Annotated in this window: 22 protein-coding genes and 2 riboswitches; of the genes, 19 read left to right on the top strand and 3 right to left on the bottom strand. The window is 39.7% G+C overall.

Translation table 11 applies throughout. The annotated features are described in order from the left end of the window. The first annotated feature begins 130 nt into the window (after positions 1–130). The 4 genes from LJC66_RS13350 to LJC66_RS13335 all read left to right on the top strand — a co-directional run bounded on the left by LJC66_RS13350 (position 131) and on the right by LJC66_RS13335 (position 5,739). On the top strand, positions 131–1,354 hold the full coding sequence (locus tag LJC66_RS13350) for an MFS transporter (protein ID WP_028408291.1): 1,224 nt from the start codon (positions 131–133) through the stop codon (positions 1,352–1,354). A 22-nt stretch (positions 1,355–1,376) separates the two neighbouring features. Continuing rightward, positions 1,377–2,828, top strand: coding sequence for a M20 family metallopeptidase (locus LJC66_RS13345; RefSeq protein WP_230932728.1), 1,452 nt, complete (start codon positions 1,377–1,379; stop codon positions 2,826–2,828). A gap of 238 nt (positions 2,829–3,066) precedes the next feature. Next, positions 3,067–4,770 (top strand): NAD-dependent malic enzyme, encoded by a 1,704-nt coding sequence (locus LJC66_RS13340; protein WP_230932727.1) that lies wholly within the window; start codon positions 3,067–3,069, stop codon positions 4,768–4,770. A 12-nt stretch (positions 4,771–4,782) separates the two neighbouring features. Further along, on the top strand, positions 4,783–5,739 hold the full coding sequence (locus LJC66_RS13335; protein ID WP_153255178.1) for an AEC family transporter: 957 nt from the start codon (positions 4,783–4,785) through the stop codon (positions 5,737–5,739). A gap of 45 nt (positions 5,740–5,784) precedes the next feature. Here LJC66_RS13335 and LJC66_RS13330 read toward each other — a convergent pair whose 3' ends face one another. Both LJC66_RS13330 and LJC66_RS13325 read right to left on the bottom strand, forming a co-directional pair. After that, the gene (locus LJC66_RS13330; RefSeq protein ID WP_013057328.1) at positions 5,785–6,963 is read right to left on the bottom strand and encodes an NAD(P)/FAD-dependent oxidoreductase; all 1,179 of its coding nucleotides are present in this window, start codon (positions 6,961–6,963) and stop codon (positions 5,785–5,787) included. Between the two features lie 33 nt (positions 6,964–6,996). Continuing rightward, positions 6,997–7,449, bottom strand: a complete 453-nt coding sequence (locus tag LJC66_RS13325; protein ID WP_013057327.1) for a DUF1641 domain-containing protein — start codon at positions 7,447–7,449, stop codon at positions 6,997–6,999. A 429-nt stretch (positions 7,450–7,878) separates the two neighbouring features. Here LJC66_RS13325 and LJC66_RS13320 point away from each other — a divergent pair, with 429 nt between their 5' ends. The 5 genes from LJC66_RS13320 to LJC66_RS13300 all read left to right on the top strand — a co-directional run bounded on the left by LJC66_RS13320 (position 7,879) and on the right by LJC66_RS13300 (position 11,641). Continuing rightward, complete coding sequence (locus LJC66_RS13320; protein WP_230932726.1) at positions 7,879–8,295, top strand: hypothetical protein; 417 nt, start codon at positions 7,879–7,881, stop codon at positions 8,293–8,295. Further along, positions 8,292–9,575: an ammonium transporter gene (locus LJC66_RS13315; RefSeq protein ID WP_102812824.1), complete on the top strand. Its 1,284-nt coding sequence runs from the start codon at positions 8,292–8,294 to the stop codon at positions 9,573–9,575. The genes LJC66_RS13320 and LJC66_RS13315 overlap by 4 nt, the downstream gene beginning before the upstream one ends. A 133-nt stretch (positions 9,576–9,708) precedes the next feature. Continuing rightward, positions 9,709–9,906, top strand: a complete 198-nt coding sequence (locus LJC66_RS13310) for an IDEAL domain-containing protein (RefSeq protein ID WP_013057324.1) — start codon at positions 9,709–9,711, stop codon at positions 9,904–9,906. A 185-nt stretch (positions 9,907–10,091) separates the two neighbouring features. Continuing rightward, a complete protein-coding gene (locus LJC66_RS13305) occupies positions 10,092–11,249 on the top strand; it encodes a hypothetical protein (RefSeq protein WP_230932725.1) in 1,158 nt (385 codons plus the stop codon). Between the two features lie 14 nt (positions 11,250–11,263). Continuing rightward, entirely contained in the window at positions 11,264–11,641 is a 378-nt protein-coding gene (locus LJC66_RS13300; protein ID WP_195696869.1) for a hypothetical protein, read from the top strand. A 39-nt stretch (positions 11,642–11,680) separates the two neighbouring features. Here the strand turns inward: LJC66_RS13300 and brnQ are convergent, their stop codons facing one another. Next, a complete protein-coding gene (gene brnQ / locus LJC66_RS13295; RefSeq protein ID WP_195696870.1) occupies positions 11,681–13,036 on the bottom strand; it encodes a branched-chain amino acid transport system II carrier protein in 1,356 nt (451 codons plus the stop codon). 386 nt (positions 13,037–13,422) lie between these two features. Here brnQ and LJC66_RS13290 point away from each other — a divergent pair, with 386 nt between their 5' ends. From LJC66_RS13290 to cbiE, 10 genes are all read left to right on the top strand, one after another. Beyond that, complete coding sequence (locus LJC66_RS13290) at positions 13,423–14,694, top strand: cation:dicarboxylate symporter family transporter (protein ID WP_230932724.1); 1,272 nt, start codon at positions 13,423–13,425, stop codon at positions 14,692–14,694. A 107-nt stretch (positions 14,695–14,801) separates the two neighbouring features. Then, a complete protein-coding gene (locus LJC66_RS13285; protein WP_230932723.1) occupies positions 14,802–15,839 on the top strand; it encodes a M42 family metallopeptidase in 1,038 nt (345 codons plus the stop codon). A 351-nt stretch (positions 15,840–16,190) separates the two neighbouring features. After that, entirely contained in the window at positions 16,191–16,349 is a 159-nt protein-coding gene (locus LJC66_RS13280; protein WP_013057318.1) for a hypothetical protein, read from the top strand. 147 nt (positions 16,350–16,496) lie between these two features. Further along, positions 16,497–16,675, top strand: a riboswitch (cobalamin riboswitch). A 118-nt stretch (positions 16,676–16,793) separates the two neighbouring features. Then, positions 16,794–16,973: riboswitch (cobalamin riboswitch) on the top strand. A gap of 102 nt (positions 16,974–17,075) precedes the next feature. Beyond that, positions 17,076–17,456, top strand: coding sequence for a (2Fe-2S) ferredoxin domain-containing protein (locus tag LJC66_RS13275; RefSeq protein WP_016764370.1), 381 nt, complete (start codon positions 17,076–17,078; stop codon positions 17,454–17,456). A gap of 13 nt (positions 17,457–17,469) precedes the next feature. Then, positions 17,470–19,092 carry a precorrin-3B C(17)-methyltransferase gene (gene cobJ / locus LJC66_RS13270; protein WP_195696873.1) on the top strand — a complete coding sequence of 541 codons (1,623 nt, stop codon included), beginning with the start codon at positions 17,470–17,472 and terminating at the stop codon, positions 19,090–19,092. An 18-nt stretch (positions 19,093–19,110) separates the two neighbouring features. Next, positions 19,111–20,022, top strand: coding sequence for a sirohydrochlorin chelatase (locus tag LJC66_RS13265; RefSeq protein ID WP_047933570.1), 912 nt, complete (start codon positions 19,111–19,113; stop codon positions 20,020–20,022). Next, positions 20,019–20,786 carry a precorrin-6A reductase gene (gene cobK / locus LJC66_RS13260; RefSeq protein WP_230932722.1) on the top strand — a complete coding sequence of 256 codons (768 nt, stop codon included), beginning with the start codon at positions 20,019–20,021 and terminating at the stop codon, positions 20,784–20,786. The genes LJC66_RS13265 and cobK overlap by 4 nt, the downstream gene beginning before the upstream one ends. Before the next feature lie 5 nt (positions 20,787–20,791). Further along, positions 20,792–21,439 (top strand): precorrin-8X methylmutase, encoded by a 648-nt coding sequence (locus tag LJC66_RS13255; protein WP_153252109.1) that lies wholly within the window; start codon positions 20,792–20,794, stop codon positions 21,437–21,439. Between the two features lie 3 nt (positions 21,440–21,442). Further along, on the top strand, positions 21,443–22,546 hold the full coding sequence (locus tag LJC66_RS13250) for a cobalt-precorrin-5B (C(1))-methyltransferase (protein WP_230932721.1): 1,104 nt from the start codon (positions 21,443–21,445) through the stop codon (positions 22,544–22,546). After that, complete coding sequence (gene cbiE / locus LJC66_RS13245) at positions 22,536–23,732, top strand: precorrin-6y C5,15-methyltransferase (decarboxylating) subunit CbiE (protein WP_230932720.1); 1,197 nt, start codon at positions 22,536–22,538, stop codon at positions 23,730–23,732. Before LJC66_RS13250 ends, cbiE begins: the two co-directional genes overlap by 11 nt.

Raw genomic sequence — 23,732 nt, 5'->3', positions numbered from 1 at the left:
CATAGTTATAGTTCTTATTATATAGAAATACACATTGAAAAAATAGTCAGAATTTTTTAATATTTATATAACGAATTGATTTGTTACAAAACATTACATTAAATGGAATAAAAAGGAGATGAGTGCATTTATGCTAGCAAGGTCGAACTGGAAATACGTCATTTTATTTTTATTATTTTTAGGCTGGTCGCTTGGAAACTTAGATCGTTTTATTATTAACTACGCTATTTTAGATATTTCGAAAGATCTACATCTGAATGCTTCTTCTACAGGCATCATCTTAAGCAGCTTTTTTGCAGGATACGCACTGATGCAAATACCTGGAGGGTGGCTAGCAGACCGCTTTGGATTTAAAAAAGTCATTACAATCGCCGTGCTTTTATGGTCGTTGTTTACGGTTTTTACCGGCATGGCCTGGTCTTTTGCTTCTATTATTATCATTCGCTTTTTATTTGGTTTAGGGGAAGGGAGTTATTTTCCATCTGCATCAAAAGGAATCGCAGGGTGGTTTCCTCAGCAAGAACGCAGTAGAGCCATGTCCTTTTTGTTATCGTCAGGTACGATTATGGGCGTGGTTACACCAATTCTAGCGACGCAGCTGATGCAAACGATAAGCTGGAGAAGTATCTTTTATATCATAGGAGCCATCGGACTCGTTATTACAGTTCTGTTTGTTTTTTTACTGAAAGAAAAGCAGCAGAGAGAAAAAACAGAGACTTCTGCTATTCCTGCTAAGCAGATGACATTAAAAGAAATTATCAAAACTCCGATGATTTGGAATTTATTTATTGCATACTTCAGTATCTACGCCATTAACTGGGGGCTCATGTCGTGGATGCCTACATATTTAGCCGAAGTAAGACATCTGAATTTAACGGACATCGGTTTTCTTTCCGCTATCCCAGCATTTGTAGGCATTATCGGAATGTTTGTTAGCGGCTTTGTTTTAGACAAGCTTCCGGACGGAAAAGACAAGACGATCGCGGCGGTGTTTGGTTTACTGATGGGTATTTTTCTTTGCTTCATGGCCATTTCACCTAGCGTAGGCATGTTTATCGTTTTTCAAAGTGCAGTCACCTTGCTGTTTTCGTTTAATGTGATTTTAATCGCTTCAGCTCCTTTAAAAATGTTGCCTGAATCAGTGGTCGGTTCAGCAAATGGTTTTATCAATACAGGAGCTCAAGCAGCCGGCGTATTAACACCGATGCTCATTGGCTTTTTAGTACAATCGTTTGGCGGGTCGTATAATGCAGCATTTGCTTTATTAATTATCTGCGCTCTTGTCTGTGCTATTTCGTTGTTTTCGATTCGACCTGCAAAAGTGGTAGTGGACGCACAAAATGCTGTTAAATAATGAAGAAAAAGGAGAGTGTCTCATGAATATTATTAAAGAAGTCGAACAACTTATTGAAAAAAAGCGAAACGAGCTAACTCAAATCAGTGATCAAATATGGGAATATGCAGAAACGAGGTTTGAAGAGTATAAGTCGGCACAGCTGATTTGCGACATGTTAGAAAAAGAAGAGTTTACGCTTCGTACACATATTGCTAACCTTGAAACAGGTTTTATTGGAAGTTACGGGAGCGGTTATCCGATCATCGCTATTCTCGGTGAATACGATGCGCTTACCGGGCTGAGTCAAAAAGATAAGTGCGCAGTAGCAGATCCGGTCAAAAAAAACGGAAATGGCCATGGATGTGGACATAACCTACTTGGCGTAGGCTCACTAGCAGCTGCACTTGCTGTCAAAGAATACTTAAAAGAAAAAAATATCCCGGGGACCGTTCGATACTATGGATGTCCAGCCGAAGAAAGTGGTTACGGAAAGACGTATATGGTACGAGAAGGATTTTTTCAAGATGTAGACGTCGCGTTTTCATGGCATCCCGCTACCGTTAATGGTGTTATGCATACGTCATCGAATGCGGTTATGCAAGCAACTTTTAAATTTAAAGGAAGAAGCAGTCATGCAGCTGCTAGTCCTCACCTTGGCAGAAGCGCTTTAGACGCTGTAGAGTTGATGAATATTGGTGTAAATTATATGCGTGAACATATGATAGATGAAGCGCGCGTACACTATGCCATTACAAACAGCGGAGGCATCTCTCCTAATGTTGTTCAAGCAGAAGCGGAAGTGATGTACTTAATTCGTGCTCCGAAGCCATCTCAAGTAAAAGAACTTTATGAACGCGTTGTGAAAATTGCAAAGGGAGCGGCTTTAATGACTGAAACACAAATGGAACAGGAAATTCAAGGAGCCTGCGCTAATCTAATTCCAAATCAAACAATGGAGCAGCTGATGCATAAGCAAATGATGCAGATAAATTTGGCTGAAGTGAAACATGAAGAAATAGCTTTTGCCAAAGCTATTTACGAATCTACATCCGCTGAAGATAAAGAAGCAGCAAAAAAACAAGTGGGTTCACTGCTAGACAGAGCTTTAGCGGATCATCCAGTCTTCAACCAAATTGCTCCTATGTCTAAAAATGTTTCCTTCATGACAGGATCAACTGATGTCGCAGACGTTAGCTGGAATGTTCCCACTGCACAGTGCGTGACTGCAACGTGGGCTTATGCTACGCCGTTTCATACATGGCAAGCTGTTGCTCAAGGGAAAACGGAGTATGCCCACGATGCGATGTTGTTAGCTGGAAAAGCCATAGCGGCTACGGCGATTGAAATGATAGAAAATCAAGAGCTGATTAGTCAAGCCAAACAAGAGCTGGAGGATAGGCTAGAAGGGGAAAGCTATGAATGTCTTGTGCCTTCACATATACATCCACCTAATTACTCAGAAAGTGAGCAGGAAGACTATAGTGTGGTATAAAAAACGAGACGGGAAAAAACGTATTTTCGTGTAAGGAAGATCCGGACGATGAATCGTTCGGATTTTTTTATTGTTAGGTTGAACACAGGTTTCATTTATCCCGTTTGTTCGTCTTTAGATTGTATGGATGTAGTTATGGCTCAATCTCTTTTTTGTTTTCATTAAAAATAAATGGTTAAAAATATATCTCTTGGCTGAACCTAACCCTATCTAATTGTTTAGGAAAAGAGGTAAAAATATGAGAGCATATAAAGTAGAAAAAGATGGGTCAATTTCAACTTCACTAAAAGGAAAATCAGTTTTATCCACTTCTTATTTAAATAAAGGTTCTGCTTTTACTGAAGAAGAAAGAGAAGAGCTTCATCTGCAGGGACTTCTTCCTCCAACGATTTTAACGTTAGAAGAACAGGCAAAAAGAGCATATGAGCAGTTCAAGAAAGCACCGAATGATCTTCAAAAAAATAATTCGTTGAATGATCTACATAACCGGAACGTTGTCTTATTTTATCGTTTATTGAACGATCATTTAAGTGAAATGCTTCCCATTATTTACACGCCTACTGTAGGTCAATCCATCCAAGAATACAGCCATGAATACCACCGTCCTGACGGACTATATTTATCCGTAAATGAAGCGGACCGATTAAGTGATGCAATTGAAAACTTAGGACTTGACGGTGAAGATATTGATTTGCTCGTTGTAACGGATTCAGAAAGTATTCTCGGCATCGGGGACTGGGGTGTAGGAGGGATAAATATTGCAGTTGGAAAGTTAGCGGTTTATACAGCTGCTGCGGGAATTGACCCAAGCCGCGTACTGCCTGTTGTTCTTGACATGGGGACCAATAACAAAAAGCTTCTTGAAGATCCTTTGTATTTAGGAAATCGTCATGAACGAGTAAAAGGAGAAGACTATAATCGCTTTATTGCTCAATTTGTAAAAGAAATAACGACCAAGTTTCCTAAAGCGCTTCTTCATTGGGAGGATCTTGGGAATATTAACGCGCGTCATATTATGAAAGAATATGGCGATAAAATTTTAACGTTTAATGATGATATTCAAGGAACGGGAGTGATTACTCTTGCAGCCGTTTTAACAGCGGTGCGCATTACAGGAATGCCCCTAAAAGATCAGAGGGTTGTTGTATTTGGACCGGGATCTGCCGGAATTGGGAATGCTGATCGTATTCATAGTGCGATGATGCTTGAAGGGCTATCTGAAGAAGAAGCGTATGATCGTTTTTGGGCATATGATTACAGAGGTCTGTTAACCGAAGATATGGAAGATTTAGCTCCTTTTCAACAGCCGTATGTTCGCCAAAATGAAGAGATTAAAGAATGGGAAAAAGACGATGAAAATAAAATTTCACTGTTGGAGCTTGTCAAGCAAGTGAAGCCCACTATTTTAATTGGAACATCAGGCGTCACGGATGCTTTTACCGAAGAAATTATTAAAGAAATGGCAAAGCATGTAGAGCGCCCGGTGATTATGCCGCTTTCAAACCCAACTAAACTTGCTGAAGCTGTTCCAGAAAATATTATAAAATGGACGGAAGGAAAAGCCCTTATTGCAACGGGAAGTCCATTTGAACCCGTTGAATATAACGGGCATACTTATGAAATCGGACAGGCTAATAATGCGTTTGTGTTTCCGGGTCTTGGTTTAGGTGCCATTGTGGTTCGCGCTCAAAAGTTTACTGAATCTATGTTTGCAGAAGCAGCCAATGCAGTAGCGCGTGTAGCAGAAACAGATACAAAAGGAGATACGCTTCTTCCCAACATTAAAGATCTTCAAAAAGTATCAAAGGCGGTTGCTGTAGCAGTTGCTGATGCTGCTGTAAAAGATAACGTAGCAACTGTTAGCGAGCAAAATGTAAATGAACTTGTAGAAGCAGCGGTATGGCAGCCTGTTTATAAAACGATTAAGGCGAAAAATGAATGAGGTGAATGATAAATGAGCATAGGTCAAATTTTTCTCATTCTCGCGCCTATCTTTTTTGTCATTTTGCTTGGTTATTTAGCAGGGCGCTTTAAAAAATTTGATAAGCAAACGTCTAAGGGGCTCAACACATTAGTAACGAAGTTTGCGCTTCCTGCACACTTATTTGTAGGTGTAACGACAACGCCAAGAAAAACACTCATAGACGAATGGCCGTTTTTAGTAGCGCTGATTTTAGGAATCGTCGGGTTTTACCTCATTATATTGCTCATCGTGAAGTATGCAGGGAAGCATACGTTAACTTCTTCTTCAATGTTTGCTCTAAACTCAGCTCAGCCAACGTTTGCTTTTATGGGCATTCCGGTACTCGGAGGATTGTTTGGTGCAGGCGCCGTAGCGATTCCAATTGCTATAACAGGAATCGTGGTAAACGCGATTTTAGATCCGCTGGCAACGATTTTAGGAACCGTTGGACAACGGGGGCGAAAAGAAGGGGAAGAGAAAACAAGTTTATTTAAAGTAACGGTTCATTCCATTTTGCATGGTTTATCTGAGCCTTTGGCATGTGTACCGTTAATTGGAGTGATTTTAACGCTTTGCGGCTTTCAGTCACCTAAACTTTTACAGGATATGCTTGATCAAATCGGAAGTATTACATCGGGAGCAGCTTTGTTTGCGGTAGGAGTAACGATTGGAATTGGAAAAATTAACTTTAGTAAAGGGGCGCTTGGGATAGCCGTCTTAAAAGTAGCGGTTCAACCCATCGTTATGCTCGGAATTGCAGTATGGATAGGGTTGTCTTCAGATGAAGTGACAAAAGCTATTTTACTGGTAGCTTTTCCTGGGTCTGCTGTAGCAGCGATGATTGCTTTGCGGTTTGAAAGCTTGGAAAACGAAACGGCATCTGCTTTTGTTATTAGTGCTATTTTATCGTTGATTACGCTGCCGCTTCTTATTTCTTGGCTTATGTAAATAAAAAAACGAAAGAGGAGAATTCCTCTTTCGTTTTAAGACGGATTAATAAGCTAATGCAAATAATCCTTTGATATGAGATAAGTAACGAACGTTACTTGCTTCTTTCATAAGTGATGCTGGTAAACCTTTTAATTGCGTTTTGTTTCCGCCGATTGTACCAATTGCATCTTTGCGTCCAAGACTTCCTAGTGTACCAGAGAAGACAGGAACGAATGATTCCATTGCTCCACCGCGAATAGCTACTGCTAAGTTCACGCCTACAACTTCACCCATTTGCCAAGCTAATTGAGCAGTAGGTGGGTAAGGGCGACCTTCTGGACCCATTACAACCGCTGAGTCACCAGCAAGGAATACATCTTTATGAGATGTAGATTGTAAGAATTCATTTACAAGTGCACGACCGCGGTTTACTTCGATACCTGAGTTAGCAACTACAGAGTTACCTTGAACTCCGCCAGTCCATACCATTGTTTTTGTTTCAATTTTGCTGCCGTCTTTAAGTTCAACAGTTGTAGCATCCATTTTTGTTACAGGTGTACCAGTAACAAATGTAACGCCACGTTTTGTTAAGCTTGATTGAGCGCGCTCTACTAATTCAGCAGGGAAGCCTGGAAGAACTGTAGGAGCTGCTTCTACACAGTATAGAGAAATTTCTTTTGGATCAACACCGTGTTTTAGACATAGGCTTGGCATTAAGTCAGCGTATTCACCAACAAGTTCGATACCTGTTAATCCACCACCGCCGACTACGATTGTACCGTCAGCTTTATTTTTTGTTTTGCTGTATTCAGCGATACAAGCTTCTACGTGTGCACGTAAACGGTTTGCATCATTTACTGATTTAAGAACGAAGCTGTGCTCTTCTAAACCAGGGATACCGAAGTAAGCAGTTTCACTACCTAAAGCTGTAACAAGGTAGTCGTAGCTTAATTTTGTACCATCTTCAAGAGATACTTCACGTTGATCTGGTGAGATTTCTTTTACCGTTGCAATTTTTAAATCAACGTTGTAGTTTTTAAGTAATTTATCAAGTGGTAAAGCTACCGCTTGTTCAGAAACGCCGCCTACAGCTAGACGGTGTAATTCTGTAATGATTTGGTGAGTAGCAAAACGGTTCACTACTGTAATTTTTGCTTCATCCGCACTTAGGTGTTGGCGAGCTGTCATTGCAGTTAATAAACCACCGTAACCGCCGCCTAAAATTAAAATATGTTTTGACATAGTCGATCCTCCGTCCACACTTTTTAATGAAAATTATTTTTGTTTTTCGTTTGTAATGTCTAAATACGCTTGTGCAAAGCGGAATAGTTTTTGAGCTTGTGGATCTTTAAGCATGCGTAATAAACCGAATAAACCGATTGAATTAGAAGCATTTGCTTCTGCACGATCGTTTGCTTCGATTGCAGTAGCTGCAAGACCTTTTACTGTTCCTTCTACCGGCTCGATAAATTCTTTTACTCCACCAAGTAGATCTTCTTTTAATACGTCGTCAGTTAATAATGATTGCGCAACGTCGTAAGTTTTTGTAAGCACCGTTACCATTTCAGATAATTTTGGTAAATTATCTACAAGAACAGTAAGAGCTTCTTGTACTTCAGGCTTTAACAATTGATCTAACACATCCGCTTGACCTTTGTTAACTGCCGCTTCTGTTTGTACAGCAGCATTTTCCTCTGCAGCTGATTTTTGAATAGTTGATTGAGACATGAAAAGTCCTCCTTTGCTGGATACTGTTGCATATGTAGTTCCTAGTTATCTGCTAGACTTTCAAACTACATTGTGAAGTTGTGAAATCTTGCACATAATTCTATTTTAATTTTAATACGAGATAAAATCAACTCATTTCGTTGAAAAAATAAGTGAAGAACCTCGTAACCCTTTGTTTAATAAAAGTTTATAAAAAATAAAGCGAATAATTGCCTAGGTAAATAAAATTAAAATAGGGAACTAACATGATTCCTCTTCCTACGATAAAACAAATAACGTCATATTTCAACACATACGAACTTAATATTCTATAAGTATTAAAAAGATAGGGCGCATTTACTATTTAAAGAGTTTTCAAAAAATTACATTGACTTACTATAGTGTTCTACATATAATCAGAATATAACATCTTATGTAAGGAGATATAACATGGTTGTAGTGGATGAACTTTATCATAATGTGGTCATTACGTTGCCTCAATTAAAATTAATTGAATTTATAATGAAGTTAAAAGAAGCTAAAGCACAAGAAATAGAAGATATAAAAACGAAAATTAGTAAATACGAAGAGAAGAAACGTGCTGAAGAAGCTTGGTATCAATCACTATCAACGTTTCGTAAATTTTTTACCGGGCGTCCTTTAAGTCAGCATCAAGCGGTCGAGTATATGGTATACGTAAAGGAGCGCTTTAAAAAAATTGATCACCTTAAAGCACAAATGCGAGAACTTCATGAAGTTCTTGAATTAATAAAAGCGGAAAATGAAGAAACAAGTGAAATTACGCTTTCGCCTGCTATTGTACAAGAAATAAAACGATTAAAAAGCAGTGGAGGCGTTGGGATATGAGTGTTAATGAACTAAGTTTAGGGATAAATACAACGTGGGTCGTGTTAACAGCGGCGATGATTTTGTTAATGGAAGGCGGCTTTGCCTTGCTAGAGGCAGGTTTTGTCCGCTACAAAAATAGCGTGAATATTATTATGAAAGTATTCGCTGATATTACAATAGGAACGCTTTGTTTCTATTTAATTGGTTTTGGATTAATGTACGGTGATGATTTAGGTGGAGTTGTCGGTAAAAGCGGTTTTGCGCTCTCAGGTAATTTATCGCACCTTGACATTCCAATTGGGCTTGAAACGTTTTGGCTGTTTCAATGTGCATTTGTTATTGCGGTCATTTCTATCGTTTCTGGAGCGGTGGCAGAACGAATTAATTTCCGCGCATATCTTTTATATGCGATTTTAATGACTACATTTATTTATCCTATAGCCGGCCACTGGATTTGGGGAGGCGGATGGATTAGTAAGTTAGGGATGCTTGATTTTGCCGGTTCGGCAGTTATTCATGCTCTTGGCGGTTTTTCAGCTTTAGCAGCTGCAATAATGATTGGACCGAGAAAAGGGAAGTTCACGAAAAATGGAATTAGTTCTGTTTCTCTTCCAAGCAATTTGCCGCTTGCATCAGTGGGTGCTTTTTTATTATGGTTTGGATGGTTCGGGTTTAATGCAGGAAGTACGCTAAGTGCTACTGACGTTAGAATTGGTCACATTGCTATTGTCACAATGTTATCAGCAGCAGCAGGCGGAGCAGCTACTTTATTTTATACTTTATTTCGCTACAACCGTTCAGATGCACCTTCTGTGATAAATGGATCACTTGCCGGACTGGTTGGCATTACGGCCGGGTGCGCTTTTGTTAACACACCATCTGCTATTTTTATTGGAGCTGTATCTGGTTTATTAATGATGGCAGCTACAAACTGGCTCGAAGCACGTCAAATCGACGATCCTGTAGGAGCTTTTCCTGTACACGCTGCTTCGGGAATATGGGGCACGTTGGCTGTAGGCTTGTTTTCTACAGACGGCGGTGTGTTTACAGGAGGGAGCTGGACATTATTTGGCGTTCAACTTCTTGGGTTAATCGCTCTATGCGCTTGGGGATTTGTTACGACGTGGATAGGGTTAAAGGTTATTTCCTTGGTGGTTCCGCTTCGATCTACGGAAGAAGAAGAAGAAGTGGGCTTAGATATCAGCTACCACGGTATCATGGCAGCTCATCAGGCTCCTGAATTTATTGAATATGAAAACTACTATGCGGAAGTAAAAGAAAAAGCCGCAGATTCGTAATAAAAGGCCGCGCTTTATAACAAAAGGGCGGCCTTTTTATGTGAAAAAAAATAGATTAAAATACTTGGTTTAAATGATTGAAAAGTCAGAATATTTGTGTTATATTATAAAAAAGCCAAGGAGTTGATTTCTTATGAAAAAGAATTTACTTAATTCACCGCAAAAATCCAACGGAAAGGTGCTTGATGCATTATTCGCTGAGATGATTTTAGACAAGGCGATTGCAGAATTTCGTAAAGCACAGCTAAAAGAAGAAATCGACCGCACGCTATTGATGAAAAATAAAGAAGAGTTTTTAAAACTCTCATCAGAACTTAAACAAATTTCTTAATTACTTACTATACTTCACACACCATCTATTTTAGATGGTGTGTTTTATTTTTGATACCTACTAAAAGGGATTAATTAGTAATAATTATGAATATATTCCTGTTTAAAACTTTATTTACATTAATTGTATTGACTTCTTTTATGGATTTTTTTAACATAAACAAGAATTAAAGAGGAGGGGTTTGGTTGGGACATCTATTATTAGTAGATAGCTTGATTGCGGGTATTGTTTGCATTGTGTTAGGAATTTTATTTAGAGCTCATAAAACAAGTAAATTTTTGTATGGCATAGGGATTGTGTTTGGTCTTATTTTTGTCATCGGGACGGTCACTCATTCTCCATCTAATACAGAAACTTCATCAGTTACAGCTGAGAAAGTAGAAGCAAATCAAAAAAACAGTAAAGACACGTCAGAACTTAAAGCTCTCGTTACTAAGGGAATGACAGATAAGGAATTTCAAAAAGAAAAAGAGAAAGCCGCTTTTCAACAGTCAGACTTAATTGTGTTAGGTAACGGAGAAGTCGGATATGTGATCAAAGCTGAAGACGGTTACGTTGTAGCTGATACGAATGGCGAAACCATTTCAAGCGTTGAAACGTTTAAAACGGCTGATGAAGTAGAACAGTATGAGTTAAATGAAGTTAAGAAAGTACATAAAGATGTAAGGACAGTCGATGCTCATTATACGGCTTCAGATTTAGAAAGCTTAGAAGATTTTGATCAAAAAATTAATGAAGTGCTGAAGCGCGTTAATCTTACAAAAAAAGAGTTTAATGAACTAAAATTAAAGGATGTTAAAACATTAACTTCTCATGAAATAGAAGTAATGAAGACTATACGTGACTCTGTTTCTCCTCTTACAAAAGATACGCTGCTGCAAAAAACGATTCCTGCTAAAGATATTGAAAAGTATGTAGATGGCTCTTATACAGCAGTGGGAGGATATGTAGCTAAAGCTGAAGATGTTCATGATATTACTTCGTACAAAGATTTTGTTGAAAGCTTACGTTTAGATTACACCGATGGCTCAGGCAAAAGGCCGTTTCCTGAAGAAGGATCGACGTACGGTGTAATCAAATTTAAATCGCAAGCGGTAAGCCACGTTGATATTCCCTACGGAACTGTGTTGGGAGGGAAAACAACAGATGGACCTCCATGTACGCTTAATGGATTTACAGGATCTCGAAACGGGGAAACCGTTCCAGAGTTCAAATTTGATAACTATTATCCACCAGCAAACGGAGCGGAACTATACCAAGTGGTAAATGGGGAAGAAGTACTTTTAGCTACCTATGTGGCAGAAGAAAAACGATTTGTACCAGCGGTTGCTAACCCAATGTAAAGGACTGGTTTTTTGTGATTCGAAAAGGTTTGCATGCAGCATATAATGAACGAGATTACGAATGTTATGAAACGGAAAACGGATGTGTAAAGCTGATTAGCTATGAGAAAGGCGATGTAGCAAATGGATTCATTCCATACAATGACACGACTTTTACAAAAGAAGTTCCTCGTGATGCTGTTGAAGAAGTGTTTTTTGTAGCTCCGTATGCTACTTATCAAAATGAAACGTTTGGTGTGTCAGATGCTTCTGATCGTCGAGTGCTTTTGACCACATCTGAAAAAGAAAAAGCTGATAAATATCATTTTCAACGAACGGATAAATATCTATACGAAAAACATGTGTTAAGAGAAGAAGTGAAGTTAATGGAGAAAAAAACTCCTTACTCATAAGACGCCATAATAAAAAGAGGATGCACTCGCATCCTCTTTTTATTTAATCAATTTTCTTGAAGTGTTTCTGTTCGTATTATCATTTGTACGAAGGAAGGTAATGACAAGACCGATTAATCCTCCTACAATAGCAGGAACTACCCAGCCGAGACCCACTCCATACATAGGTAGAATCGATGTAAACAGATCGTTTACTGCCGCAATTTTGAATCCAGCAGCATTTAAGCCATCAAATAAACTAACGATAAACGTGAACAGAAGGCTTACTTGGTAGACTTCTGAACGTCCTTTAAATAAAGGGTGTAAGAATGTTAAAGCAATTAACACAATAGCTAACGGATAAATAGCTGTTAAGACCGGAACCGAAATAGCGATTAATTCCGTTAAACCAAAGTTTGCTACAACGGCGCTGAATGCTGATAAAATGACAGCAATCAACTTATAAGAAACACTTGGAAACAGCTTATGGAAAAAGGATGAACAAGATGTTACAAGGCCTACACTTGTTGTTAAACAAGCAACGGTAATCATCAGGCCTAAAAGAATTCCTCCGTAAGAGCCAAAGTAGTAATTTGATACTTCAGCCAAAACTGTACCTCCGTTATCAAGACGTCCAAGCTCTGATACGCTTGAAGCACCCATATAGGACAATGCACTATAAATAAGAGCTAAAATAACGGCAGCGATAGCCGTAGCTTTTGCACAAATTGTGATAATTTGTCGGTTAGTTTTTGCTCCTTTTTCTTTAATTGCATTAATAATAATAATTCCAAAAACAAATGATGCTAGTGTATCCATTGTTAAGTAGCCTTCTTGGAAGCCTTTAAAAAATGCGTGTGTTGTATAAGCTTCGCTTGGTGCTTCAAATTTCCCAATTGGGTTCACAACGGCTACAACTACCAATATTCCAATAAACGTTAATTTAATAGGTGTTAAAACTTTTCCTACTAAATCGACAATTTTCGCAGGATTTAGCGAAAAAAAGCAGGTAATAGTAAAGAAAATTACCGTGAAAATGATAAGGGGAAGGTGCCCTGGATTTTCTGATAAAAAAGGCTTAACGCCAATTTCGAACGAAACGCTTCCCGTTCTTGGCATCGCAAAAAGCGGTCCGATTGCCAAGTATAAAATCGTAGTAAAGATAATACCGAAAGCTGGGTGTACGCGACTAGCTAAAGACTGCAGATCCTCTTTTCCGGAAAAACCAAATGCGAGAACGCCTAGAAGAGGCAGACCTACACCCGTTACTAAAAATCCAGCGTTTGCTGACCAAATATTGCTTCCAGCAGACTGACCTAACATTGCAGGGAAGATTAAATTACCTGCGCCGAAGAATAGGGCAAAAAGCATAAAGCCAATAACCACTATAAATGAAAAAGGAACTTTGTTTGACACATTAAAACCTCCAAAATTATAAATGCTTTTTATTATCGTGTTGAATAATTAAAATTTTCAGAATTTTATATTCGAATAATAAAAATAAACATGTATCGTATTATACTAACCTAAAATGCATATTTCAATATAAAATTTTATTTTTTTAATTTATTCGCTGAAATAGCAAAAATAGAAAAATACTTAGCAAAAAAATCTCAATATACAACAATTATTTGATATGATAAAACAGAACCGTGGCTTTTAAAAATTCGCATGTGCGGCCTAGCATCCTTTTAGTAAAGAACTGTTTACATAAGGTGCTGTAAGGATGTATATTTATACACGGTTCGCGGAACCGCATATGCTCGATGGATGAAAGTCAACTGTGCGAAAGGAGCAAGAAAGTGAAAAGGTTAGGTCTAGCAACTCAGATTCTAATTGGACTGATTTTAGGCGTAGCTGTAGGTGCTATCTTTTACGGAAGCGATACAGCCATTTCTATTTTACAGCCGGTTGGAGACATATTTATTCATTTAATTAAGATGATTGTCGTACCGATTGTGATTTCAGCATTAATCGTAGCGGTCGCAGGAGTAGGCGATATCAAAAAATTAGGTAAGCTTGGCGGAAAAACAATTCTTTATTTCGAAATTGTTACAACCATTGCTATTGTAGTAGGGATTATTGCCGCGAACTTATTCCACCCTGGTGCAGGGGTTGACATGGGACATATTGAAAAAAGCGATATTTCTCAATATGAGGCAACGGCAAAAACGTCTGAAAGTACAGGGATTGCTCAAGAGCTTCTTCATATTGTTCCAACAAACGTGTTTCAATCGGTAGCAGAAGGTGATCTTTTACCAATCATTTTATTTTCCGTACTGTTTGGTGTAGGCGTAGCTTCGATTGGAGAGAGAGGAAAACCTGTTTTAGCCTTTTTTGAAGGCGTCTTGGATGCAATGTTTTGGGTAACTAATTTGGTGATGAAATTTGCTCCAGTAGGTGTATTTGCACTTATTGGTGTTAATATTATAAAGTTTGGTGTCGGATCACTTATTCCATTAGGAAAATTAGTGTTCGCCGTTTACTTCACCATGATTTTCTTTGTGCTTGTGGTTCTTGGAATTATTGCTAAAATGGCTGGAACAAGCATGTTTACGCTCATAAAAGTGTTAAAAGACGAGCTGCTTCTTGCTTTTACAACGGCAAGTTCAGAAGCCGTTTTACCGTCTCTTATCAAAAAGATGGAAGACTTCGGTTGTTCTAAATCGGTTACATCGTTCGTTATTCCAACGGGCTACACGTTTAACTTAGATGGTTCAACCATTTATCAGGCGCTGGCATCGCTGTTTATTGCTCAAATGTACGGCATCGACCTTTCCATTATGGATCAAATTCAGCTCCTTCTTGTGCTAATGTTAACCTCAAAAGGAATGGCTGGTGTACCAGGGGCATCGTTTGTAGTTGTACTTGCTACACTTGAATCTATGGGCTTCCCTCTTGAAGGCATGGCATTTATTGCAGGAATTGACCGCATTCTTGATATGATGCGTACCACAGTTAACGTAGTAGGAAATGCTTTAGCTGCCATTGTGATGTCGAAGTCTGAAGGCGAATTTGATAAGCAAAAATCATTAAACTATACAAATGGATTAAAGAAATCAAACATAGCTTAAAACAAAAAAGCCGGGCAGCTGCCCGGCTTTTTTGTTTGGATCTGCCTGTTATCTTTTTTGAAACATATGGTAAAATAAAAGAAATGAGAGACAAAGGAAGTGTCATAATGACGGAAACTGTTCAGTTAATTAAAAAGCTTGTTTCGATTCCCAGTCCTTCTGGAAATACAGAAAAGGTGATTTCATTTGTCGAAGACTATGTAAAAGAGCTAAATATTCAAACGTATCGCAATCGAAAAGGGGGCTTAGTCGCTACTATTCCCGGTAAAGATACAGATCACCACCGCATGCTGACGGCTCATGTTGATACATTAGGTGCTATGGTAAAAGAAATCAAATCGAGTGGGCGTCTAAAAATCGACCTGATTGGAGGGTTTCGCTACAATTCTATTGAAGGAGAATATTGTGAAATTGAAACTTCATCAGGAGAAGTATTTACAGGAACCATTCTTATGCATCAAACATCTGTTCATGTGTATAAAGATGCAGGGAAAGCTGAGCGGAATCAAGAAAATATAGAAATTCGATTGGATGAAAAAGTACATAGCGCAGAAGATGTTCGCAGCCTTGGAATTGAAGTTGGCGACTTTGTTTCGTTTGATCCTCGTGTAGAAATAACAAAAAGGGGTTTTATTAAATCTCGTCATCTCGATGATAAAGCAAGCGTAGCTTTATTGCTTCAGCTCATGAAAACAATTCAAGAAGAACAGATCGAACTGCCATACACTACGCATTTTCTCATTTCAAATAATGAAGAAATTGGATACGGAGGAAATTCGAATATTACGCCTCAAACAGTAGAATACTTAGCAGTTGATATGGGTGCTATGGGAGATGGACAATCTACTGATGAATACACTGTGTCTATTTGTGTAAAAGATTCAAGCGGCCCATATCATTACGGTTTGAGAAAGCATTTGGTGGAGCTAGCTAAGCAGCATGATATTCAGTACAAATTAGATATTTATCCATTTTACGGATCAGATGCTTCTGCTGCTATTCGTGCGGGACACGATATCGTACACGGCTTAATTGGTCCAGGAATTGATTCTTCTCATGCGTTTGAGAGAACGCATCAAGATTCATTGAATCATACGTATAAGCTTCTCTATTACTATATTCAGTCGAACATGGTTCTGCTTTAAGAAAGGGATATTTAATTAGTGTATTTTTATGCAAAATAAAGAACAGGATGGGATTACGATGTCTGTTCTTTCCTTTCTTAAAAAAGAAGCCAGCTGTCCGGCTTCTTTTTTTTAATAAATACTATATATTTTTTACTGGTGGAGCAATAGGTGATTAAAAAAGCACCTTTTTAAAGAGATACAATACTGCTTAAACCTTTTGTACATTTTGTTCATTTACAGAAGTTAAAATGTTTTTAAATTTTTAAAAGTTTCTTGTGACAAGTTTTGTAGAATGGGTTTTCAAAAGGAAATGGTTTCGTCATAATGTGGATATAGCGATCACTACAATAATCGGAGGCGAATCTTTTCATGTGGGTACTGACGGTATATGCTGGAAAAGAAATGAAAATGTTTGAATTTGAAACTGAAAAGCAGGCGAGAGAAGCTTTTGCCAAAACAAATGGCTGTAAAGTTCTTTCAGAAGTCGTGTATTATAATGATCCTCATTTAACATTGGTAGCTATATAAGTAGAAAAACAAGAGCTGATTTTTTGCTCTTGTTTTTTTATGGCTCTTTATATCCTATAAAAAGAATAGAGTTGAAATAAAAAAAAATGTACGCTATGATATGGTAGTTACTTCTATTATTCTGATAGTTTAAAAGGTTCATATATATCAAACAGCAACAGTAAAGATGCCAAGAAGGCTTAATAGGGAAACTGGTGAAAGACCAGTACTGCCCCCGCAACTGTAAGTGTGGACGAACGAGTATAACCACTGTGGAAGAATCACGGGAAGGTTCTCAAGTAGAATGATACACAAGTCAGGAGACCTGTCTTTATTGTGAAGTTTCTATTTCTCCGGGGAGCGGGAAGGGAAACGTTGGCTTAAAGTGGCATTCGTGTACACTCTTATTCTGACGTTTTACCCGCTCGCATATTAGCGAAGCGGGTTTTTCTCATGTCGCAAAACTACATATCGTGCAAAAAAGGTGCGCAATGTTTACATTGCGTTAAATGGGAAGTCTGGTGTGAAGCCAGCGCGGTACCCGCCACTGTGAAGATGAGCTGATTGCATATGCCACTGTATTCGGGAAGGCGCAATGAAGTGATGAATCGAAGCCAGGAAACCAGCCTTTTTCTAATGCGAAGCTTACCCTACGGGATATAGGTGGAAGTGCAAAAACTTAGTTTGAATTTTTCTGCGCCTCTATCAATGATAGAGGCGCTTTTTTTAGTAAAGGAGCGAATGAGTGTGACGACGTGGAACTTAAATGGAACAAAACATCACGTATTGATTTGTAATGGAAGCAGCTGTATGAGAAAAGGTGGAGAAGAAGCCACCCAAGCTATTCGAAATAAAGTGACGGAACTGGATTTGGATGAAACGGTTCATACAACGCGTACACGCTGTAATGGACGATGCAAAGATGCTCCTGTAGCTATTGTGTATCCTTCAGGAGATTGGTACAAGCAGGTCACTGAAACCGTGGCTCACCGGATTGTCGAAGAACATTTAGCAGGAGGCTGCAGTATAAAGGAATCGCTTATTTATGAATATGATCAAAATGGTTTCGTTTCTCCGGAAAACAGTGACTCCATAGAAGGAATTGACAAAGTAAAAAGTAACGCATAAAGGAGGAGCTAGCATGAAAGGTAAACTGTTAGTTATCGGATTTGGGCCGGGAAGCTTTGAACATATTACACAGCGAGCAAGAGAAGCCATTCAAGAAAGTGATATGATCATCGGTTACAAAACCTATGTGGAATTAATTCAAGGACTGTTAACGAATCAGCAAATTATTAGTACAGGAATGACCGAAGAAGTAAGCCGTGCACAAGAAGCTGTAAAGCAAGCGGAAGCAGGAAAAACCGTGGCTGTCATTTCAAGCGGAGATGCAGGAGTATATGGAATGGCAGGCCTTGTGTATGAAGTGTTGATTGAAAAAGGCTGGAAAAAAGAAACGGGCGTAGAGCTGGAAGTAATTCCTGGCATTTCGGCTATCAATTCATGCGCATCTCTCCTTGGAGCGCCCGTGATGCACGACGCTTGTACAATTAGTTTAAGTGACCACCTTACGCCTTGGGAACTAATTGAAAAAAGAATCGAAGCAGCTGCACAAGCAGATTTTGTAGTGGCTTTTTACAACCCAAAAAGCGGAAGACGAACAAGACAAATTGTTGAAGCACAGAGGATTTTATTAAAGTACCGTTCTCCTGATACGCCTGTTGGTCTTGTGAAAAGCGCTTATCGTGACCGTGAAGAAGTCGTAATGACCAACTTAAAAGACATGTTAAATCATGAAATTGGCATGCTGACTACCGTTGTTGTCGGGAATTCATCTACGTTCTTTTACGACGATTTAATGATTACCCCGCGCGGGTATCAGCGGAAATATACCCTCAACCAAACGGAGCAGCCGCTAAGACCGCATCAGCGACTTCGAAAAGAAGCAGAACCATGGGCTCTCGATCAAGAAGAGACTGTAAAGCAAACAGCTTCAGCTATTGAAGCAGTTCAGACCAAACCAGAAGAACCAGCAACTTCACGAGCTCTTGCAGAAGAAGCGCTTCAAGCAATTTTAGGTGAAACCACTTCTGCGGTCGTACATCAGCCAATAGAGTCAATTTTCGAAGTGGCAGTTAGCCCAGGACTTGCCAATAAGAAATTCACACCTGTTCAAATGACCACACTAGCAGAAGCTGTTGGTGAAAAAGGTACGATGGAGTATACACCTGACCATCAAATCAAACTGCAAATCCCAACGACTCAGCCAGATGTGATTATTAAAAAGCTCCAAGCAGCTTCCTTTTTACTATCTCCGGTCGGAGATGTGTTCACAATCAAAGCGTGTGATTTTTGTGACGGAGAAAAAAGTGATGCTATTCCACATACGGAAGAATTACAAAAACGTCTCGGGGGAATGGACATGCCAAAAGAGCTGAAGCTTGGTATTAATGGATGCGGTATGGCCTGTTATGGTGCTGTTCAAGAAGATATCGGCATTGTCTATAGAAAAGGTGCGTTTGATTTATTTTTAGGAGCTAAAACCGTTGGACGCAATGCGCATTCAGGTCAAATTGTGGCGGAAGGTATAGCGCCCGATGACATTGTTGAAATAGTGGAGAACATTGTCCATGAATATAAAGAAAAAGGTCATCCTAATGAGCGATTTCATAAATTCTTTAAGCGTGTGAAGAACGTTTATGGATTCGACTATCAAGATATAACACCAAAAATAAAAGTAGAACCAGCTCCGTGTGGAGATTAAAAAATAGGAGGGCATTATATGAAATCAGTTTTATTTGTCGGTCATGGAAGCAGAGATCCTGAAGGGAACGATCAAATTCGCGAATTTATTTCGACTATGAAGCATGATTGGGACGCATCTATTTTAGTAGAAACGTGTTTTCTAGAATTTGAACGCCCAAATGTAAGTCAAGGCATTGATACATGTGTGGCAAAAGGAGCAAAAGATGTAGTTGTAATTCCAATTATGCTCTTACCTGCTGGCCACTCTAAAATACATATTCCGGCGGCTATAGATGAAGCTAAGGAAAAATATCCACACGTAAACTTCGTATATGGACGTCCCATTGGCGTTCATGAAGAAGCCCTTGAAATTTTAAAAACGAGATTACAAGAATCGGGAGAGAATTTAGAAACTCCAGCTGAAGACACGGCTGTTATTGTCTTAGGGCGAGGAGGAAGTGATCCTGATGCAAACAGTGATTTATATAAAATTACGCGCCTTCTTTGGGAAAAAACAAATTACAAAATCGTTGAAACTTCTTTTATGGGCGTGACCGCTCCACTGATTGATGAAGGCGTGGAGCGATGTTTGAAATTGGGCGCTAAAAAAGTGGTTATTCTCCCGTATTTCTTATTTACAGGAGTACTAATTAAGCGTTTGGAAGAAATGGTGAAGCAGTATAAAATGCAGCATGAAAACATTGAGTTTAAGCTAGCCGGCTATTTCGGTTTTCACCCAAAACTGCAGACAATTTTAAAAGAACGTGCTGAAGAAGGATTAGAAGGTGAAGTGAAAATGAACTGCGATACGTGTCAATATCGCCTCGGCATTATGGAGCATATTGATCACCATCATCATCACGATCATGACCATGATCACGGACACCATCACCACGATCACCATCATGACCACGACCACCATGAAGATAAGGTCGGCGAGCTAAAATGATTTTATTGTTAGCCGGAACTAGCGATGCACGTGCATTAGCCGTGCAAGTGAAAAAAGCAGGTCATGAGGTTACGGCAACGGTTGTAACCGAAAACGCAGCTATCGAATTGCAGCGTGCAGAAGTGAAAGTGAAAATTGGACGTCTCACAAAAGAAGATATGATGGATTTTGTAAACGAACATCGTGTAAAAGCTATTGTGGATGCAAGTCATCCCTTTGCGGAAGAAGCGTCTAAAAATGCTATCGGCGTCGCTGCTGAAACAGCACTTCCTTACATACGCTATGAGCGGGCTTCGCAGGCTTTTGCCTATGATAATATGACGATGGTTTCTACGTATGAAGAAGCAGCAGAAGTAGCAGCTGAGAAAAAAGGAGTTATTATGTTGACAACAGGCAGCAAGACGCTGCAGGTTTTTACAGAAAAGCTGCTTCCTCTCTCAGATGTACGGCTTGTGGCTCGTATGCTTCCAAGGTTGGATAATATGGAAAAGTGTCAGCAATTAGGCTTTCCGCAAAAAAATATTATTGCTATTCAAGGGCCGTTTACAAAAGAGTTTGATCGAGCGCTGTATAAGCAATACGGAGTGACGGTTATGGTCACAAAAGAAAGCGGAAAAGTTGGATCTGTGGATGAAAAAGTAGAAGCAGCTAAAGAGTTAGGCTTAGATATTATTATGATTGGGCGACCGAAAATTGAGTATGGGACCGTGTATTCCACGTTTGAAGAAGTGGTTCATGCTTTATTAAACCAAACTAGGAGTTGATTGAGATGGATTTTCGTACAGAATTTAAACCGTTAACTGTTCAGCCTCAGCAAATTGAAGGAAAAAGTTTTGAAATGATTACAGAAGAGCTTGGGCCTCATCCGTTTACAGACGAACAGTACCCAATTGTTCAGCGCGTAATTCATGCGTCTGCAGACTTTGAGCTTGGACGCAGCATGCTGTTTCATCCGGATGCGATTCAAGCGGGAATTAAAGCCATTCGCAGCGGCAAGCAAGTGGTTGCAGATGTACAAATGGTACAAGTAGGAACAAACAAGCAGCGAATTGAAAAACACGGCGGTGAAATCAAAGTTTATATTTCAGATCCGGACGTAATGGAAGAAGCAAAGCGCTTAAATACAACGCGTGCAATTATTTCGATGCGAAAAGCCATCAAAGAAGCAGACGGTGGAATTTTTGCAATTGGGAACGCACCCACAGCTTTACTTGAATTAATTCGTTTGATTAAAGAAGGAGAAGCGAAGCCTGGGCTTGTTATTGGTCTGCCGGTAGGATTTGTTTCAGCAGCTGAATCTAAAGAAGAACTTGCAAAGCTTGACGTGCCGTTTATTACAAACATCGGGCGAAAAGGCGGCAGTACGGTAACGGTTGCTGCATTAAATGCAATTTCAATTCTTGCAGAACAGGTGTAACGCATGAAGGAAGTACCAAAAGAACCTAAGAAACTCAGAGAAGGCTATACGACGGGCGCTTGTGCAACGGCAGCTACGAGAGCAGCTCTGCTTACGCTAATTTCGGGAGAAGTGCAAGATGAGTCAACGATTTACCTACCTGTCGGCCGCTTTGCTACGTTTCATCTTGAAGAATGCGAGTATCGCACAAGCAGTGCTGTAGCCAGCATCATTAAAGATGCTGGAGACGATCCCGATGCCACGCACGGAGCGCTGATTATTTCTGAAGTTTCGTGGTGTAATGGTGCAGACATTATCATTGATGGGGGAGTGGGAGTAGGGCGTGTGACAAAGCCCGGTCTCCCAGTTCCTGTCGGTGAGGCAGCCATTAACCCTGTTCCAAGAAAGATGCTGAAAGAAACAGCTGAACAGCTTCTAGCCCAATACAATATACAAAAAGGCGTTAAGATTGTCATCTCGGTTCCTGAAGGAGAAGAAATGGCGAAAAAGACATTAAATGCGCGTCTAGGTATTTTAGGAGGCATTTCGATACTGGGGACGCGGGGGATTGTCGTTCCGTTCTCAACAGCTGCTTATAAAGCAAGTATCGTGCAGGCCATCAGCGTTGCTAAAGCGAGTAACTGTGAGCACGTTGTCATTACGACAGGGGGCCGAAGTGAAAAGTATGGAATGAAACAGTTCCCAGATCTTCCGGAAGAAGCATTTATCGAAATGGGAGATTTTGTTGGATTTACTTTAAAACAATGTAAAAAGCAAGGAATGAAAAAAGTGTCGCTCGTAGGCATGATGGGAAAGTTTTCAAAAGTTGCGCAAGGCGTTATGATGGTTCATTCAAAAAGTGCACCCATTGATTTTAATTTTTTAGCAAAAGCAGCTTCTGAGTCAGGCGCTTCTGCTGAACTGGTAGAGGAAATAAAAGGTGCAAACACAGCTTCTCAAGTGGGAGATTTAATGACGCAAAGCGGTCATCATCAGTTTTTTGAAAAACTGTGCGAGTACTGCTGTTTATCAGCATTAAAGGAAGTAGGGGACGGAATCGGTGTCGATACGTCTCTTTACACATTAAAAGGAGATTTTTTAGGACAGGCGGTGCAACATGGCAATTAAAATTATTGGAATTGGTGACGATGGGAAGTTAAGTTTGCTTCCTATGTATGAACAGTGGGTGTATGAAAGTGATGTGCTAATTGGAGGAAAGCGTCACCTGGATTTTTTTCAAGATTTTGAAGGAGAAAAAGTAGCGATTGAAGGGGGTCTTTCTCCTCTTGTCGAACGTTTAAAAAACGAAGAAGGAAATGCCGTTGTGTTAGCCTCAGGCGACCCGTTATTTTACGGAATAGGAAGCTATCTTTCTACGAAGCTAGACGTTGAAATATATCCTTATTTAAGTTCTATTCAGCTTGCATTCTCACGTCTAAAAGAGCGATGGCAAGACGCTTATTTTACAAGCGTGCACGGCAGAAGCATGAAGGGACTGGCTCAGCGTATTGACGGCTATAAAAAAGTGGCGATTTTAACAGATGAGCAAAATTCTCCTAGTGCTCTGGCAAACTACTTATTATCATTCGGCATGACAGAATACAAGATGTTTGTAGCAGAGAACCTAGGTGGGGAAACGGAGCGCTGTCAGATGCTTTCGCTGGAAGAGGCGGCGAACCAACTCTTTTCTCCGCTTAATGTCGTGATATTAAAGCAGGTAGAAAAAAGCCCAGTTTGGCCTCTTGGAATAGAGGACGATGAATTTATTCAACGCAAGCCGGACAAGGGGCTTATTACTAAAAAAGAAGTTCGTACACTTAGTGTTAGCGCCCTGCAGCTAAAGAGAGACAGCGTCGTATGGGATATCGGAACATGTACGGGTTCAGTCGCAATTGAAGCGGCTAAAATTGCGCGTGAAGGACAAATTTTTGCCGTGGAAAAAAATGAAGCAGACTTAGAAAACTGCAGAGAAAATCTAGCGAAATTTCGAGTAGACGCCCACACTGTGCACGGAAAAGCACCGGAAGGGTTAAGCGAGTTTGCTGATCCTGATGCGGTGTTTATTGGAGGTACAGCAGGAGGCATGGAAACCATTTTGGACGTGTGCTGCAGCCGATTAAATGCAGGAGGGCGCATCGTATTAAATGCCGTAACGATTGAAAATTTAGCAGAAGCGATGAAAGCTTTTAAAGAACGAGGGTTTGAGACTGCTGTTACCCTTGCACAAATTTCAAGAAGCAAGCCCATTTTACATTTAACGCGATTTGACGCTTTAAACCCCATTTATATTATTACAGCCAAAAGAGGAGAATGA

It is taken from the genome of Priestia sp. TSO9, from assembly GCF_021029645.1.
Taxonomy (GTDB): domain Bacteria; phylum Bacillota; class Bacilli; order Bacillales; family Bacillaceae_H; genus Priestia; species Priestia megaterium_E.
The sequence above is the reverse complement of the archived record's forward strand: the minus strand, read 5'-3'. Positions and strand labels throughout refer to the sequence as shown.

Excerpts from the sequence above, each read along its gene's own strand:
- LJC66_RS13350 (WP_028408291.1), top strand. The coding sequence starts at position 131 with ATGCTAGCAAGGTCGAACTGGAAATACGTCATTTTATTTTTATTATTT.
- LJC66_RS13345 (WP_230932728.1), top strand. The coding sequence starts at position 1,377 with ATGAATATTATTAAAGAAGTCGAACAACTTATTGAAAAAAAGCGAAAC.
- LJC66_RS13340 (WP_230932727.1), top strand. The coding sequence starts at position 3,067 with ATGAGAGCATATAAAGTAGAAAAAGATGGGTCAATTTCAACTTCACTA.
- LJC66_RS13335 (WP_153255178.1), top strand. The coding sequence starts at position 4,783 with ATGAGCATAGGTCAAATTTTTCTCATTCTCGCGCCTATCTTTTTTGTC.
- LJC66_RS13330 (WP_013057328.1), bottom strand. The coding sequence starts at position 6,963 with ATGTCAAAACATATTTTAATTTTAGGCGGCGGTTACGGTGGTTTATTA.
- LJC66_RS13325 (WP_013057327.1), bottom strand. The coding sequence starts at position 7,449 with ATGTCTCAATCAACTATTCAAAAATCAGCTGCAGAGGAAAATGCTGCT.
- LJC66_RS13320 (WP_230932726.1), top strand. The coding sequence starts at position 7,879 with ATGGTTGTAGTGGATGAACTTTATCATAATGTGGTCATTACGTTGCCT.
- LJC66_RS13315 (WP_102812824.1), top strand. The coding sequence starts at position 8,292 with ATGAGTGTTAATGAACTAAGTTTAGGGATAAATACAACGTGGGTCGTG.
- LJC66_RS13310 (WP_013057324.1), top strand. The coding sequence starts at position 9,709 with ATGAAAAAGAATTTACTTAATTCACCGCAAAAATCCAACGGAAAGGTG.
- LJC66_RS13285 (WP_230932723.1), top strand. The coding sequence starts at position 14,802 with ATGACGGAAACTGTTCAGTTAATTAAAAAGCTTGTTTCGATTCCCAGT.
- LJC66_RS13280 (WP_013057318.1), top strand. The coding sequence starts at position 16,191 with ATGTGGGTACTGACGGTATATGCTGGAAAAGAAATGAAAATGTTTGAA.
- cobJ (WP_195696873.1), top strand. The coding sequence starts at position 17,470 with ATGAAAGGTAAACTGTTAGTTATCGGATTTGGGCCGGGAAGCTTTGAA.
- LJC66_RS13265 (WP_047933570.1), top strand. The coding sequence starts at position 19,111 with ATGAAATCAGTTTTATTTGTCGGTCATGGAAGCAGAGATCCTGAAGGG.
- cobK (WP_230932722.1), top strand. The coding sequence starts at position 20,019 with ATGATTTTATTGTTAGCCGGAACTAGCGATGCACGTGCATTAGCCGTG.
- LJC66_RS13255 (WP_153252109.1), top strand. The coding sequence starts at position 20,792 with ATGGATTTTCGTACAGAATTTAAACCGTTAACTGTTCAGCCTCAGCAA.
- LJC66_RS13250 (WP_230932721.1), top strand. The coding sequence starts at position 21,443 with ATGAAGGAAGTACCAAAAGAACCTAAGAAACTCAGAGAAGGCTATACG.
- cbiE (WP_230932720.1), top strand. The coding sequence starts at position 22,536 with ATGGCAATTAAAATTATTGGAATTGGTGACGATGGGAAGTTAAGTTTG.